Source organism: Campylobacter sp. LR291e (genome assembly GCF_008633915.1).
GTDB lineage: Bacteria > Campylobacterota > Campylobacteria > Campylobacterales > Campylobacteraceae > Campylobacter_D.
This window is the reverse complement of sequence record NZ_VJNV01000035.1, coordinates 143,634-159,014: the sequence shown is the minus strand read 5'-3', so window position 1 is coordinate 159,014 and position 15,381 is coordinate 143,634. Positions and strand designations below refer to the sequence as shown.

The window sequence follows — 15,381 nt, the reverse complement described above, 5'->3', positions numbered from 1 at the left end:
AATGATTAAATTTTTGCTATTATTCTAGCTTAAATTTTAAGATTAAGTATAAAAATGAAAGAATACACACTTTTTTTCTTGCTTGTTTTGGCTATGTTTTTATGGGGTAGTTCTTGGGCTAGTTCTAAGATTTTAATATCCTATACAAGTGCTGATATAGTTACCTTATGGAGATTTTTCTTTGTTTTTATAGGCAGTATTTTTTTAGCATTTATTTTTAAAATTAAACTTCGCATAGATAGACATATTTTTAAATGGGTTCTTTTGGCTGGAATTTTTAATAGCCTTTATGTTTTATTGCTTTTTACAGCCTTAAATTACGGGGCATCTGGTAGGGGTGGAGTGATTGTAAATACCATGATTCCTATTTTTTCTTATTTATTTTTTATCTTTCATGTAAAGCTTATCAAAAAGGAAAAAATAGAACTTAAAAAAAGTGAAATTTTTGGACTTTGCCTTGGCTTGATATCAGGGCTTTTTTTATTTGATATTAGCAAATTCAACGAGCTTTTTGGTCCCTTTAATATGCTTTTTTTATGTTGTGCCTTAATTTGGTCAGGTGGGACAATTTTAACTTACAAAACAAACAGTACTAACGCTTTAAGTGTAAATTTTTATGTTAATCTCATTTCTTTTTTGATTTTTAGTCCACTTTTATTTAAAGTACAAAGCTATGAAATTTTTTCTTATGATTTTAAATTTTGGCTAGCTATGTTTACTTTGGCTTTTTTATCTACTATAATTGGTACTAGTATTTATTATTATGGCGTTCATAAACTTGGTTCAAAAAAGGCAAATTCCTTTGTTTTAATCACGCCTATAAGTGCTTTATTAATTAGCTTTATAGTGCTTAATGAGGTGCCAAGCACAAGCACTATAATAGGTTGTTTTTTTGCCATTTTAGCAATTTACTTTATAAATATCTTTTCAAAGAAAATAAAACATTGATTTAAATTTGTTATAATTTTTAAAGATTTTTCATAAGGATAAATTATGCTTAAAACTTGCATTTTTCCAGCTGCTGGTTATGGAACTCGCTTTTTACCAGCAACAAAAGCACTACCTAAGGAAATGTTACCTATTTTAACAAAGCCTTTAATCCACTATGGAGTTGACGAGGCCTTAGAAGCTGGTATGGATAATATGGGTTTTATTACGGGGCGAGGCAAAAGAGCATTAGAGGATTATTTTGATATATCTTATGAGTTAGAACACCAAATTTCAGGCACTAAAAAAGAATATTTATTAAGTGAAATTCGCACTCTTATTAATCGTTGTTCTTTTACCTTTACTAGACAAAATGAGATGAAAGGCTTAGGAGATGCTGTTTTAAAGGGCAAAATTCTAGTAGGAGACGAGGCCTTTGGGGTTGTTTTGGCTGATGATTTATGCGTTAATGAAGAAGGTGTGGGTGTAATGGGGCAAATGGTTAAAATTTTTGAAAAATATCGTTGTACGATAGTAGCTGTTATGGAGATTGAAAAGGACCAAGTTGGAAACTATGGAATCATTAGTGGAAACGAGGTAGAAGAAAATTTAATAATGGTAAATTCTATGATTGAAAAGCCAAGCATTGAAGAAGCCCCAAGCAATCTTGCAATCATAGGTCGTTATATCTTAACCCCTGATATCTTTGGAATTTTAGAAAATACTAAAGCTGGTAAGGGTGGAGAAATTCAACTAACTGACGCACTTTTAGCACAGGCTACTAATGGCATGGTTTTAGCTTATAAATTTCAAGGAAAACGTTTTGATTGTGGAAGCCTTGATGGCTTTGTAGAAGCTACTAATTATTTTTACAAAAAAAATGTTTAAAAATACCCTTTATTTTGATAATTTTCCACTAAGTACAATAAGTGCTTATGCAAGTCGCATAAATGATGAGTTAAAAAGTGGGGAGGTGGGGTATTATCATTTAACAGATACAAGTCAAATTTTAGTTAATGAAAGCTTAGAATTTATCAAAGGTAAAGAACATATTAAAAACATAGTTTTAGTTGGAATGGGTGGTTCTAGCTGTGGTGTAAAGGCTTTAAGAGATATGCTTTTTGATGAAAAGCAAAATGATAGAAAACTTTTTATACTTGATAATACCTCTTCTCATTCTTTTTTAGAGATCATAAAACAAATTAGCCTTGAAAATAGCCTTTTTTTAATCACTTCAAAGACAGGTTCTACCATAGAGGTTATTTCACTTTTTAAATTAATTATCGCACATTTTAATATAAAAGAAGTAGATTTTCATAAATACTTTGTCTTTATCACAGATATAAATTCAAAACTACACAAAGAAAGCGAGAATTTAGGCATTAAATGCTTTTTTATCCCAAATAATGTAGGGGGTCGTTTTAGCATACTTTCAGCTGTTGGGATTGTGCCACTTTGTTTTTGTGGCTATAATGCAAATAGTCTTTTGCAAGGAGCTAAGGCTTGTTTTGAAGATTTTTTTAAGCATAAAAAAGATGAGCTGTTACAAAAAGCTTATCATTATTGTACGCATAAAAACGCAAATATCAATGTATTATTTAGTTATAGTGATGCCTTTAAGGGCTTTAATGAGTGGTATATACAGCTTATTGCTGAAAGTCTTGGTAAAAAGCAAGGCTATAAAAGGATAGGTTTAACGCCTATTGCATTAATAGGGGCAAGGGACCAGCATAGTTTTTTACAGCTCATAATGGATGGACCAAAAAATAAAACTATAACCTTTTTAAAGATTAAAGATTCTACAAAATCCTTACATATTCCTAATATTTGCTTTAAATTTTTAGATTCTTTAAGCAATAATGTAAGTTTGCATGATTTATTAAATGCCCAATGTGATGCTACTATGCATGCCTTAATAGCTGAAAATTTAAGCGTGGATGTTATAGAACTTGAAAGGCTTGATGCGTGGCATTGTGGGTATTTAATGTATTATTATGAACTTTTTACTTCACTTTGTGGAATAATGCTTGGCATTAATACCTATGACCAGCCAGGCGTTGAAATAGGAAAATTAATACTTAAAAATTTATTAGAAGGCGTTAAAAAAGGATAGTTATGAGATATGGTGAAAAAGAGATTAAAGAATTTAATGTTGATAAGGATTTAGAAACCTGGCCAAGTGACATGAAAAGCGATTATTTGATTAAAATTACCCTGCCTGAGTTTTCTTGTTTATGTCCAAGAAGTGGTTACCCTGATTTTGCTACTATTTATTTAGAATATATGCCAGATAAATTAGTAGTTGAGTTAAAGGCCTTAAAGCTTTATATAAATTCTTTTTTAAACAAACACATAAGCCACGAGGCTAGTATAAATGAAATTTATGAAACATTGAAAAATAAATTAAAACCAAAATGGATTAAGGTAGTAGGGGATTTTAATCCAAGAGGCAATGTAAAAACTATTATTGAGTGTAGAAGTGATTTAATTGTGCCTTAAATTTTTATGCCTTATAAAATTTAATCCCGGCTAAATCTAAAATTTTTATTTTTTCTTCTTTTATTAAAAGTTCTAAATTTTGTTTTGATTTATCGCTAAAAAGGGCATTTATATCAAGTTCGCTTTGTGGTCTTAAGTGTAAGGATTTAAGCAATTCTTCCTTACTAAATTCAAGGCTTTGTTTATTATAAGTTCTTTTTGCTATTAAAACAGGCACTGAGTTTATAAGGGTGGCTAATTCGTTTAATCTTTCTTCACTAACCCTCTTTACTGCATAAGCTGGAGGCCTATCAATTGAACTTATATCAACCCTTAAAGGCTTTATTTTTGCTAGGGCTTTATTGAGAGCTAAAAATTCTTTTTCATTATCATTTAAGCCCTTAACTACTAAAATTTCCATTACTAACTCGCCTTTGAAAGTTCTTTGAAAATCAGCCATTTTTTTTATTAAAAGTTCTAAATTTATCTCTTTTAACGCCCTATCAATCCTATAAAAAGTTTTTTGTATTGCGCTATCAAGGCTAAATTTAACCACGTCAAATAAAAGCAAGGTATTAAATTTATTCTCATCTAAAACAGCTGTTCCATTACTTAATATTAAAATTTTTTTATTCTTTAAGCTTTTTTTTAAGGATAGAATTAACTCTTTTAAATGTGGATAAAGGCTTGGTTCTCCATTTGCAGTTAGGGTTAAAAAATCAAATTCTACTCCACTTTTTAAGGTATCATTGATTTGTTTTAAAATTTCATCTACTTCTACTACTTGATTTTGTGCAATCATAGGCTTTTTAGGGCTTAGCTCACAATACACGCAATCAAAATTACATTGTTTAGTAAAGGGGCTTAAATCAACCCCTAAAGAAAGCCCAAAACGTCTTGAATTTACAGGTCCAAAGACAAGTTTCATCTTTGCGATTTTTCTTGTACTAGCTTTATAAAATACTTTGCATGTTCAACAGGAATATCAGGTAAAATTCCATGCCCTAGATTAAAGATATGATTCTTACCTTTCATTATCTCTAAAATTTCTTCAACCCCATTTTTAATAGCCCTTTTATCGTATAAGCGACAAGGGTCCATATTGCCTTGAAGTGTGTATTTATCGCTTAATAAATCCCTTACTACATGTAAAGGCGTACTCCAATCAATGCCAAGTACGTCAAAATTCCCATGTATCCTATCTATAAAGCCACTAATGCCCTTTGGAAACAAAATAACAGGTACATGTGGATATTTATCCTTAATAAATTTTGCAATATCAAGCATATAAGGAAAAGAAAATTCATAAAAGGCCTTTTCTTCTAAAGCCCCTGCCCAACTATCAAAAATTTGAATAGCATTTGCCCCGGCGTTAATTTGTTCTTTTAAAAAAAGTTTAAGTGCTAAATTTATCTTTTGTAAAAGTTCGTGTAAAAGGTGAGGGTGGTGATAAAGCATTTTTTTACATTTTGCATAATTTTTTGAACCTCTTCCTTCAATCATATAAGTAGCAATGGTCCAAGCTGACCCACAAAAACCAATCAAGGCCTTATCTTCTGCTAGTTTTTCCCTTGTTAATTTTATAGCATCATAAACATAATGCAACTTTTGAACGCAGTTTCCAACTTCAAGCCTTTCTATATCACTTTCTGTGCTAATTGGCTTTTCAAAAACGGGTCCTTCGTTTTTTTCAAAACGCAAATTCATTCCCATTTCAAGTGGTACAACTAAGATATCAGAAAAAATAATAGCAGCATCAACGCCTAAAATTTCAACAGGTTGCAAGCTTACTTGACTAGCTTTTTTATAATCCTTACAAAGAGATAAAAAATCCCCTGCCTTATGCCTTACTTGCATATACTCAGGCAAGTACCTACCAGCCTGTCTCATCATCCAAACAGGCGTATAAGGTGTTTCTTTTTTAAAACATGCATCTACGAAAATCATAATTTTTTCCTTTATTTTGAAACATTTAAATTTTTAATACTATCAAGATAATTTTCAATCTCCATTTGTTCGTCCTCGTCCAAATTTACAAAAGAAAGTTCTTTAAGTCTATATAAAAGCGAATTTTCAGGGCTTATCAAGCCTTTTCCTATCTCCAAGGTAGTTAAGGCACTTTTTGCAATCAAAAAACGTCCATGCCCCATTGAACCTCTTCTTAAACCCCAAACACTATGCAAAACAGAGGGTTCGTTGTCTATCTGGCCAATATAAAGCATAATATGCCCCTTTAAGTACATTAAGGTCAAATAAGGCTTTGCAAACATTCTAATAAATTCTTTTTTTCTTTCATTATCTAAAAAACTTATATCATAATTTTTTGCAAATTTACTTTGCGAAGCTGAATTTCTAGGTAGATAAATGCCAAAGGCTGTAAAAAATTCACGAGTTAACATAGAACAATCCCTTTCAAATGCATAACCTCCCCAGCCATAAGGCAAACTTAGCATTTGAGAAATTTGATTTTTAACATTTAATTCTTGAAAGCTTATAGGAAATTTTTGAGCATTTTTTTTAGAAATTTTATATTTTTTAGGTCCTATTTTTCCATAATAAAATTTATCATCGCTTTTATAATACGGATAAATGGCGCCTATTCTTGTTTCAAAAAAGAATTTATTATTTTCAGAATAAACTGGTACTTTTTCTTTTATAGGCGTTATAAAATTTAAATTCTCATAGGTATTAGCCCTAGTATCAGTAAAAAGTTCTAAATTCTTTGTTAAAACAAAGCCAAAGCCACTTTCTGCCATTACATAAGCAAATTTTTTATCCTTTGTATAATGAGAAATTAATACAGGCGAACCAGCATTTAATACATTATCATTTGCATAATCAAACGGAATTCCTTCATTTTCAAAGAAAGGATTTTTTAAAATAGCTTGAGTTGTAGGAAAATTTTTAAGCATGGTATTTTGTATAATCAAAGCCTTTTTATTAACGCTACCAAAGGCCTTTATATTTGCGTTATTAATCTGCGTGTTAAACCAGGATTTTGGAATTCTTTGTTTATTAAAGAAAAAATATCTATTTTTAGGATTTTTATATGATTTAAAGGACCAAAAGAGATTTTTTGACTTAATATTTTTAAAGCTACTATGCCATGGTCTAAAAAAATAGCTTTTGTAATTTTGTGAATTATTTTTAAAACTAGTTTGTAGTATTGGTAATATCGAAACATTTTGTTCAAATTCTAAACCTGTATAGTGCTTTTTTTCTATTTCTTTTTCTTCTTCACTTAAAATCTCTTCAGCTTCTTCTTGTTGGCTAATTTCTTCTAAACTTACTTCTTGAGTGGTGTTTAAACTTAATTCTTGATTTTGCGTAGTTTTACTCGAACAAGCTACGAAAAATAGTAAAAAAAATAATAAAAAATATTTCATTAAAATCCTTTGGTTACAAAAAATAGTTATAATTATACTATAAGGATTATAATGCTTGATAAACTAGATAAAATTTTAAAAGAAAATAATGTTTTTCTAAGTGGTGGTGTTGGTGTTGGCAAGTCTTATCTTGCACAAGAGATAAAAGAAGAGTATAAAAACAATGGTAAAAAAGTAGAAGCACTAGGTTCAACTGCTATGAGTGCTGTTAATATAGGTGGGAAAACCCTACATAGATTTTTTTATTTTGGTATTTGTAAGAATTTAGATAAGCTTTTAGTACAAGATAAAAATTATAAAGATCGTATAGATGATTTAAACAATTATTTAGAAAGTATAGATTTAATAATCATTGATGAAATTTCAATGGTAAGCAAAGAACTTTTTGATATGATAGCTTACCGTTGTGATTCTTGTTTTAAAGGTAAATTTTTAATAGTGGGCGATTTTTATCAATTACCACCAGTGGAAAAACAATATAAGGAAGAAGAAAGTGATAATATAGAAAAAAATTATGCCTTTAATTCTGATTTTTGGGAAAAATTAAATTTAGTTTATTTGGGACTAACCACTTCAAAAAGAACAAAAGACAAAGAATTTTATGATTATTTATCTCAGTTAAGAAAGTACGAAATAAGCCTACAATTAATAAATTATTTTAAAGAACGTGTAATTCATCCAACTTGTACAGATAGCTTAGATAATAATTTTACTATTCTTTATAGCACAAATAAACCTGCTGATTTTATTAACGAACAAAAACTTAATTCACTTGAAGGTACTTGCTTTATATTTGAACCTAAAATATTTGAAAAAATTGACAAAAAAGACCTTTATAAGTGGATAGATAAGAATTTAAAAATACCTATCGAACTTAAATTAAAAAAAGGGGTTAGAATTATTTTTTGTGTGAACAATCTTGAAGAAAATTATTATAATGGAGAACAAGGCGAAGTTATTGAAATTTGTGAACAAGATGAAGATGGAGAAGCTTGGATTAAAATTAAAAAATCAGATGGCACTATAATACAGCTTGAAAGATATGCTTTTAAAATGACAAAGGATGAAATAGGTTCTAGTGTTAGTTTTTCACAATTTCCAATAAAATTAGCATATGCTTTAACCATTCATAAATCTCAAGGCATGAGCATAGAAAAATTAGCTTGTAATATTAATAATATTTTTGATTTTGGTCAACTTTATGTCGCACTTTCAAGGGCAAAGGATCCAAATCCAGATTCTTTTAAAATTATTTTTCCAAATTCTAATAAATTTGATTTTATTTTTAGTAATAAAAAAAATGTTAATCCAAGCGTACAAGATTTTTATAAAATACATAAGTTTAAAAACTTAGATGTAGATGAGGATTTTCAATGAAAAAAATTATTATAATGCTTGTGTTTTGCCTTTGTGCTTATGCTAAGCTTAATACCTTAATAATCAATGATTTAAGAACTGATTTATACTCAAAGAGTGGAACAAATTCACTTAAAAAAATTTCAATATCCTTAGAATTTGAAGCAGATAATCTTAGCAAAGATGATAGAAAAAAGCTAATTGATAGCGTTAATACGGTGATTTCTGGCTTCTTTTATGAAGATATCTTTACTGAACTTGGCAAGAATAATTTTAAAAAAACTCTAAGTAAATTTATAGAAAAAAAGTATAAAATAAAGCTTGAAGATATGTATATTTTGGTCTTAAATGGGATTGAAAAATTTGATATTGAAGAATTTAAACGTTTTTTGGAAAGTAGTGAGGCGGTTGAAAGTAAAAAAAGTACTGAACTAAAAAAGACAATAGATAATATAACTATCCCACAAATTCAAAGTCCAAAGGTACCTGATATAATCACTGATGAAGATAGTAGCGATATAAGTGCTGATTCTTTAAATATACCTAAGCTTACCCCTGAGATGAAAGAAAAAATTCAAAATCAAGACCCAAAGGATTATGATTTTAGCAATTTAAATCCATCAAAAAATAAAACTAAAAGCCTAGCTGATTTGCCTCAAGTTGATGATAGTAATGTGCTTGACGTAAACAAGCCTTTAAATTATTTGGAACTAGAAAAAAGTTTTGGAAATTAAAAAATTTTGAAACTTTTTAGCATTTTTCTTAAGTATGCTTATAAATTATGTGAAATTTAAATAAAATATACTTATATAAATTAGATTTTAAGTTTTTTGATATAAGATAAATTTATATTTTTGTTTTGTAGTTTTTAATTTACAAGATTTTGAAAAAAAGCTGTTTTAAAAATTAAATTTTTATTTATCTTTTATCAAAATTTCATTAAAAATGAATTTACTTATATTATTATTCTTTTTAGATATAATATAAAAAAAGTCCTATAAATAGGGAGTTTTTTTTATTCTTTTCTTGTAAATTTAAGCTAGAATTTAAATTTGATATTTTAAAATATTTTACTATCAAAATTTATTCAAGAAAGGTTAAAAAACGATGATGAATAGAAGAGATTTTATAAAAAACACTGCTGTTGCTAGTGCTGCAAGCGTTGCAGGACTTAGTGTACCAAGCTTTGCAGCAAGTACAAAGGAAGATTGGGAGTGGGATAAGTCAGTTTGTCGTTTTTGCGGAACGGGTTGTGGTATTTTAATAGCTAGAAAAAATGGTAAGATTGTTGCAGTAAAAGGAGACCCTGCTGCACCAGTAAATCGTGGTTTAAATTGCATTAAGGGTTATTTTAATGCTAAGATTATGTATGGTGAGGATAGAATCACTACTCCTTTATTGCGTATGAATTCAAAAGGAGAATTCGATAAAAAAGGTAAATTCCAACAAGTTTCTTGGCAAAGGGCTATTGATGAAATGGAAAAACAATTTAAAAAGACCTATAACGAACTAGGACCTACAGGCATTGGTGTTTTTGGTAGTGGTCAATACACTATACAAGAAGGATACGCTGCTGCCAAGCTTATAAAAGCTGGTTTTAGGTCTCACAACATAGACCCAAATGCAAGACACTGCATGGCTTCTGCTGTTGTTGCTTTTATACAAACCTTTGGCGTTGATGAACCATCAGGCTGTTATGATGATATAGAATTAACCGATACTATTGTAACTTGGGGGGCTAATATGGCTGAAATGCACCCTGTTCTTTGGTCAAGGGTAAGCGATAAAAAGCTTAGTAATGCTGACACGGTTAAACTTGTAAATTTAAGCACCTTTTCTAATAGAACCTCACATATTGCAGATATAGAAATTATTTTTAGACCAAGTACGGATTTAGCTATTTGGAATTATATAGCCAGAGAAATTGTTTATAATCACCCAGAAGCCATTGATCAAAAATTCGTAGATGAACATTGCATTTTTACTACGGGTTTTGCTGATATTGGCTATGGTATGAGACCTAATCCAAATCACCCAAAATTTAAAGAAAGCGAAAAAGATACAGTTGCTAAACAACTTGCAATAACCCTTGATGAAGAAGAAGCAGTTGCTTTATCTCACCTTGGTTTAAAAGCTGGTGATAAGCTTGAAATGAAACATGCCGCACAAGCAGCAGCACATTGGGAAATTAGCTTTGAAGACTTTAAAAAAGGCTTAGCCCCTTATACGCTTGATTATGTAGCAAAGGTAGCTAAGGGCGACGATAATGAAAGTTTAGAAGATTTTAAGAAAAAATTACAAGAACTTGCAAATTTATATATAGATAAAAAACGCAAGGTTGTTAGCTTTTGGACTATGGGTTTTAATCAACACACAAGAGGAACTTGGGTAAATGAACAAGCTTATATGGTTCACTTCTTACTTGGCAAACAAGCAAAACCAGGAAACGGGGCGTTTTCTTTAACAGGACAACCAAGTGCCTGTGGTACTGCAAGAGAGGTTGGTACTTTTTGTCATCGTTTGCCTGCTGATATGGTTGTTGTTAATGCTAAACATAGAGAAATTAGTGAAAAAATTTGGAAGGTACCAGCTAAGACTATAAATCCAGTGAATGGTGCCCCTTATCTAAAAATCATGCGTGATTTAGAAGATGGAAAAATTAAATGGATTTGGGTACATGTAAATAATCCTTGGCATAATACTGCAAATGCTAATCACTGGATAGCAGCAGCTAGAGAAATGGATAATTTTATAGTAGTAAGCGACCCTTATCCTGGCATTTCTGCAAAGGTAGCCGATTTAATCTTGCCAACTGCTATGATTTATGAAAAATGGGGTTCTTATGGTAATGCAGAAAGAAGAACTCAACACTGGAAACAACAAGTTTTACCAGTGGGTTCGGCCATGAGTGATACTTGGCAAATAATGGAATTTGCAAAGAGATTTAAGTTAAAAGAAGTATGGAAAGAACATAAGATTAACGATAAGGTTACTATACCTAGCGTTTTAGAAGAGGCTAAGGCTATGGGATATAACGAAGAAGATACACTTTATGACGTACTTTTTGCAAATAAAGAAGCAAAAAGTTTTGTTGCAAATGACCCTATCATGAAAGGCTATGATAATACAGAAGTAAATGGCGATGATAGAAATGTTGTAGGACCGGATGGTAAGGTATTTAAAGGATATGGCTTTTTTGTTCAAAAATATCTTTGGGAAGAATATCGTAAATTTGGCGTAGGACATGGACATGATTTAGCAGACTTTGATACTTATCATAAGGTTAGAGGATTAAGATGGCCTGTTGTAAATGGTAAAGAAACACAATGGAGATTTAATACTCGCTTTGATTATTATGCTAAAAAGGCTGCTCCAAATTCAGACTTTGCCTTTTATGGAAATGCAAATGCTGCTTTGCAAAGAGGGGATTTAACTAAACCAACAAGTGGCGATGAAAAATTCCCACTTAAAAATAAGGGTAAGATATTCTTTCGTCCATTTATGAAAGCTGTTGAAAGACCTGATGAAAATTATCCTTTCTGGTTATCAACTGGTCGCGTACTAGAACATTGGCATAGTGGTACTATGACTATGCGTGTGCCTGAACTTTATAGGGCTGTGCCTGAAGCCTTTTGTTATATGAATGAACAAGATTGTGAAAGATTAAAATTAAATCAAGGCGATGTAGTATGGATAGAATCTCGTCGTGGTAAGGTAAAGGCTAAGGTTGATATGCGTGGTAGAAATAAGCCACCTGTTGGGCTTGTTTATGTGCCTTGGTTTGATGAAAATGTTTTCATTAATAAAGTATGCTTAGATGCTACTTGTCCACTTTCCAATCAAACAGATTTTAAAAAGTGTGCGGTAAAAATAACTAAGGCTTAAAAATATGAGCGATAGAAGAGAATTTTTTAATTTAGCTTTTAAAGGTCTATGTCTTTATGCTGGTGGTGGATTTTTAGCTACACTTGCCTTAAATGGCGATGATAGCTATTATCTAAGACCACCAGGTGCAGATGATGAAGAAAAATTTATTAGCAAATGTATTAGGTGTGGGCTTTGCGTAAAGGCTTGTCCTTATGATACATTAAAACTTGCTACTATGTTAGATAGCCCAAAAACAGGCACTCCTTTTTATGAAGCTAGAAAAGTTCCGTGCCGTTTGTGTGATGATATCCCTTGTATTAGGGATTGTCCAACGGATGCCCTTGATAAAAAATACCTTGAAAAACCAAAGGGAATTTTTGCAACAAAAATGGGAATAGCCATAATAGATAGTGCAAGTTGTGTTGCACATTGGGGAATTCAATGTGATGCCTGTTATAGGGCCTGTCCTTTGATAGATAAGGCCTTAAAGGTAGAAACAAGAAGAAACGATAGGACCTCAAAACACGCATTTTTATTGCCTGTTGTAGACCATGAATTTTGTGTAGGATGTGGACTTTGTGAAAGGGCCTGTATTACTGAACTTCCTGCTATTAGAGTTTTGCCACGTTCTTATGTGTTAGGTAGGGCTGGTGCTCATTATGTAAGGGGTTGGGATGAAGAAGACCAAAAAAGAGTAAAGGATGCTGATACTACAAAAAATTTGAATGAAAAAAAGGTTCAAGATTACCTTAATAGTGGAGATTTGTTATGAAGTACTTAATTTTGAGAAGAATAGTGCAAATTTCACTACTTGCCTTATTTGCTTTTGGGGCTACTGATTTTATTTTAAAAGGAAATTTAAGCTCATCAAAGCTTTTTTCTACAATCCCATTAAGTGATCCTTTTGCTGTTATACAAATACTTCTTGCTTCTTTTGGTATAAATGTAACAGCTTTAATAGGAGCCTTTATTATCTTTGTTTTTTATGGTTTATTTGTAGGTCGTGCTTTTTGTGCTTGGGTTTGTCCTATAAATTTAATTACAGATTTTGCAAATTTCATGCGTAATAAATTTAATTTTAAAAGTAGTAAATTTGCCATTTTAAGTAAGAATTTGCGTTATTATATTTTAGCTTTGGTTTTATTAATGTCCTTTATTTTAAGTATGCCTGTTTTTGAAAATCTTTCTTACATAGGCGTAGTTCATCGAGGCATTATTTTTGGAGAAGCATCTTGGGTTTTTGTAGCCTTTATCATTTTTTGCATTGATACCTTTATATCACCTAGGGCAACTTGTTCGCATTTTTGTCCTTTAGGTGCTTTTTATGCAATTATCTCGCGTTATGCTTTTTTAAAGATTAAATATGACGCAGAAAAATGCACTAAGTGTTATCATTGTATTAATATTTGTCCTGAAAAACAAGTATTAAATATGGTAGGCAAGGAAAGTAAGAGTGTGAGTTCTGGTGAGTGTATTCGTTGTGGACGTTGTATTGAAGTGTGCAATGATGATGCTTTGAATTTTAATTTATTTTATCTAAGGAGAAAATGATGAAAAAGAATAAATTGTTTATATTTTTATTGGTAATAGGATTGTTTTTATCATCTTGTAATGATGCTAATGCTAGTAAAAAAACTGCAAAGATTTCAAAGGCACAAGAAGAAATGAATTCCGATACCCTAGGCTTTAGAAAAGGTGACTTAGCAGATGAAAAAGTTGTTTTTACAGATATTAGCTATGCTGGAAAAGAAGCAGGAGAATCAATACTTTATGAAAGGGCCTTTGAAAATGCTCCACCACTTATTTCTCACGCGATAGAAGATATGCTTCCTATTACAGCTGATAATAATCTATGTTTAAGTTGTCATGATAAGGCTATAGCTGGTGATGTTGGAGCTACTTCTTTACCTGCTACTCATTATTATGATTATAGAAATAATAAATCAACAGGTGATATACTAAGTGATTCTCGCTTTAATTGTACTGCTTGTCATGTTGCACAAAGTGATGCTAAACCTATAGTGGCAAATGTGTTTAAGGCGGAATTTAAAGACGATGATCTTAAAAAGAAGTCAAATCTTATTGATGTTATGAATGAGGGCGTTGATTATAAATGATAAGAATTTTTTTCATTATAAGCTTTATTTGTAGCTTGGTTTTTTCTTATGAGTTGCGTATAAATTCTAATGTTACAGCTTTAAAGCTTGATGATAAAAATTTATACATAGGCACAGATAGTGGAGAAATTTTACTTTACACTATCGATGATAAGGTTTTATCAAACCTTATCGCTTTGCCTAGTATAGAAAATTTTTATGGAAAATCAGCTGCTTCTATTTTTTCTATGGATGTTTTTAAAGATAATTTAAGTATTTTAAGCGAATCTTCTTATGGTAAAAAAGATGTACATATTTATAAAAATGCTACACTTAAAAAAATAGGTCAAAAAGATGATGAGATAAAAAAGGTTTTTTTCATAGATGACAATATCTTACTCGTAGTATATTTAGGTTCAGAAATAATATTATATGATTTAACAAATTCTAAGATTACTAAAAGTTTTAAATTTTCTCATTCAAGTTTAAATGATGCTGTTTTAAGCAAGGATAGGAAATTTCTTGTGGCAGGTTTTGAAAGTGGGGAGGTTGAAATTTTTGATATTAAAAAATGGGCTTTGAGTGCTAAATTTAGTGGGGTTCATAAAGATAATATATATCAGGTTGATTATAAAAATAATGTTATTGTAAGCTGTGGTACAGATAGACGCATAGGTATTATTAAAAATGGCAAAGAAAATTTTTTACAAAAAACCTTTTTAATGTATGATTGTGCCTTAAATCCAAGTGGTAGCATAGCTGCGTTTAGTGATAATAGTACTAATGTTACAGAGTTAGTTGATACTAGTACGCTTAGTACCATTGTTAAATTTGATGATATTAATTTATTAAGTGAGTTTATAGTATTTATAAACGATAATGAATTTATTATTGCAGGTTATGGAGATGTGATTTTATTTAGGAGTGTAAAATGAATTTATCAAGTGTTTTAATTGTTGCAAAGGAAGAAAATATTCCTAATTTAAAAAAAGATATTGAAGGGATTGAAAATTGTTCGATTGAGTTAGTTGAAAATGGCAAGATTGTAGCTGTTATTGAAAGTGAGGATTTTGATAGCCAGGTTGGTACTTATAAAAAGCTTGAACAATTACCAAATATCATTGATATAAGTATGATTTTTACTTATCAAGACTTAGAAGAAGATATTGACAAGGCACAAAATAGCGACGCAGCTAGGGTGATTAATAAGGACCAAAAGGCAGAAGATATAGTTTATGGTGGTTCTGTACCCGATGAGTTTGCTTAAAATT

At 30.5% G+C, this 15,381-nt stretch carries 15 protein-coding genes; 12 read left to right on the top strand and 3 right to left on the bottom strand.

What is annotated here, in order from left to right:
* Positions 1 to 54: 54 nt before the first annotated feature.
* The 4 genes from FMM58_RS08295 to queF are packed head-to-tail and all read left to right on the top strand — an operon-like array spanning position 55 to position 3,426.
* Positions 55 to 948, top strand: coding sequence for a DMT family transporter (locus FMM58_RS08295; RefSeq protein WP_150140510.1), 894 nt, complete (start codon positions 55 to 57; stop codon positions 946 to 948).
* Positions 949 to 993: 45 nt separating this feature from the next.
* Positions 994 to 1,815: a UTP--glucose-1-phosphate uridylyltransferase GalU gene (galU, locus tag FMM58_RS08290; RefSeq protein WP_150140512.1), complete on the top strand. Its 822-nt coding sequence runs from the start codon at positions 994 to 996 to the stop codon at positions 1,813 to 1,815.
* A complete protein-coding gene (locus FMM58_RS08285; protein WP_150151197.1) occupies positions 1,808 to 3,040 on the top strand; it encodes a glucose-6-phosphate isomerase in 1,233 nt (410 codons plus the stop codon). The genes galU and FMM58_RS08285 overlap by 8 nt, the downstream gene beginning before the upstream one ends.
* Positions 3,041 to 3,042: 2 nt before the next feature.
* Positions 3,043 to 3,426: a preQ(1) synthase gene (gene queF, locus FMM58_RS08280; RefSeq protein WP_150140516.1), complete on the top strand. Its 384-nt coding sequence runs from the start codon at positions 3,043 to 3,045 to the stop codon at positions 3,424 to 3,426.
* A gap of 4 nt (positions 3,427 to 3,430) precedes the next feature.
* On the opposite strand, the gene FMM58_RS08275 is transcribed toward queF, so the two are convergent.
* Genes FMM58_RS08275 through FMM58_RS08265 form a run of 3 tightly spaced genes read right to left on the bottom strand, consistent with a single transcriptional unit; the run spans position 3,431 to position 6,791 of the window.
* The gene (locus FMM58_RS08275) at positions 3,431 to 4,333 is read right to left on the bottom strand and encodes a radical SAM protein (RefSeq protein ID WP_150140518.1); all 903 of its coding nucleotides are present in this window, start codon (positions 4,331 to 4,333) and stop codon (positions 3,431 to 3,433) included.
* Positions 4,330 to 5,352, bottom strand: coding sequence for a uroporphyrinogen decarboxylase (hemE, locus tag FMM58_RS08270; RefSeq protein WP_150140520.1), 1,023 nt, complete (start codon positions 5,350 to 5,352; stop codon positions 4,330 to 4,332). The genes FMM58_RS08275 and hemE overlap by 4 nt, the downstream gene beginning before the upstream one ends.
* An 11-nt stretch (positions 5,353 to 5,363) precedes the next feature.
* Entirely contained in the window at positions 5,364 to 6,791 is a 1,428-nt protein-coding gene (locus tag FMM58_RS08265; RefSeq protein ID WP_150140522.1) for an SH3 domain-containing C40 family peptidase, read from the bottom strand.
* Between the two features lie 51 nt (positions 6,792 to 6,842).
* Here FMM58_RS08265 and FMM58_RS08260 point away from each other — a divergent pair, with 51 nt between their 5' ends.
* The 8 genes from FMM58_RS08260 (at position 6,843) to FMM58_RS08225 (ending at position 15,377) form a co-directional block, all read left to right on the top strand.
* A complete protein-coding gene (locus FMM58_RS08260) occupies positions 6,843 to 8,168 on the top strand; it encodes an ATP-dependent RecD-like DNA helicase (RefSeq protein WP_150140524.1) in 1,326 nt (441 codons plus the stop codon).
* Positions 8,165 to 8,881 carry a hypothetical protein gene (locus FMM58_RS08255; protein ID WP_150151194.1) on the top strand — a complete coding sequence of 239 codons (717 nt, stop codon included), beginning with the start codon at positions 8,165 to 8,167 and terminating at the stop codon, positions 8,879 to 8,881. The genes FMM58_RS08260 and FMM58_RS08255 overlap by 4 nt, the downstream gene beginning before the upstream one ends.
* A gap of 376 nt (positions 8,882 to 9,257) precedes the next feature.
* Positions 9,258 to 12,032 (top strand): periplasmic nitrate reductase subunit alpha, encoded by a 2,775-nt coding sequence (gene napA, locus FMM58_RS08250; protein ID WP_150180571.1) that lies wholly within the window; start codon positions 9,258 to 9,260, stop codon positions 12,030 to 12,032.
* Positions 12,033 to 12,036: 4 nt separating this feature from the next.
* Entirely contained in the window at positions 12,037 to 12,786 is a 750-nt protein-coding gene (gene napG / locus FMM58_RS08245) for a ferredoxin-type protein NapG (protein ID WP_150180567.1), read from the top strand.
* The gene (gene napH, locus FMM58_RS08240) at positions 12,783 to 13,565 is read left to right on the top strand and encodes a quinol dehydrogenase ferredoxin subunit NapH (RefSeq protein WP_150180566.1); all 783 of its coding nucleotides are present in this window, start codon (positions 12,783 to 12,785) and stop codon (positions 13,563 to 13,565) included. Before napG ends, napH begins: the two co-directional genes overlap by 4 nt.
* A gap of 113 nt (positions 13,566 to 13,678) precedes the next feature.
* Positions 13,679 to 14,131, top strand: a complete 453-nt coding sequence (locus tag FMM58_RS08235; RefSeq protein WP_223810218.1) for a nitrate reductase cytochrome c-type subunit — start codon at positions 13,679 to 13,681, stop codon at positions 14,129 to 14,131.
* Positions 14,128 to 15,045 (top strand): WD40 repeat domain-containing protein, encoded by a 918-nt coding sequence (locus FMM58_RS08230; RefSeq protein WP_150140534.1) that lies wholly within the window; start codon positions 14,128 to 14,130, stop codon positions 15,043 to 15,045. Before FMM58_RS08235 ends, FMM58_RS08230 begins: the two co-directional genes overlap by 4 nt.
* Positions 15,042 to 15,377 (top strand): chaperone NapD, encoded by a 336-nt coding sequence (locus tag FMM58_RS08225; RefSeq protein WP_150140536.1) that lies wholly within the window; start codon positions 15,042 to 15,044, stop codon positions 15,375 to 15,377. The genes FMM58_RS08230 and FMM58_RS08225 overlap by 4 nt, the downstream gene beginning before the upstream one ends.
* Positions 15,378 to 15,381 lie beyond the last annotated feature (4 nt).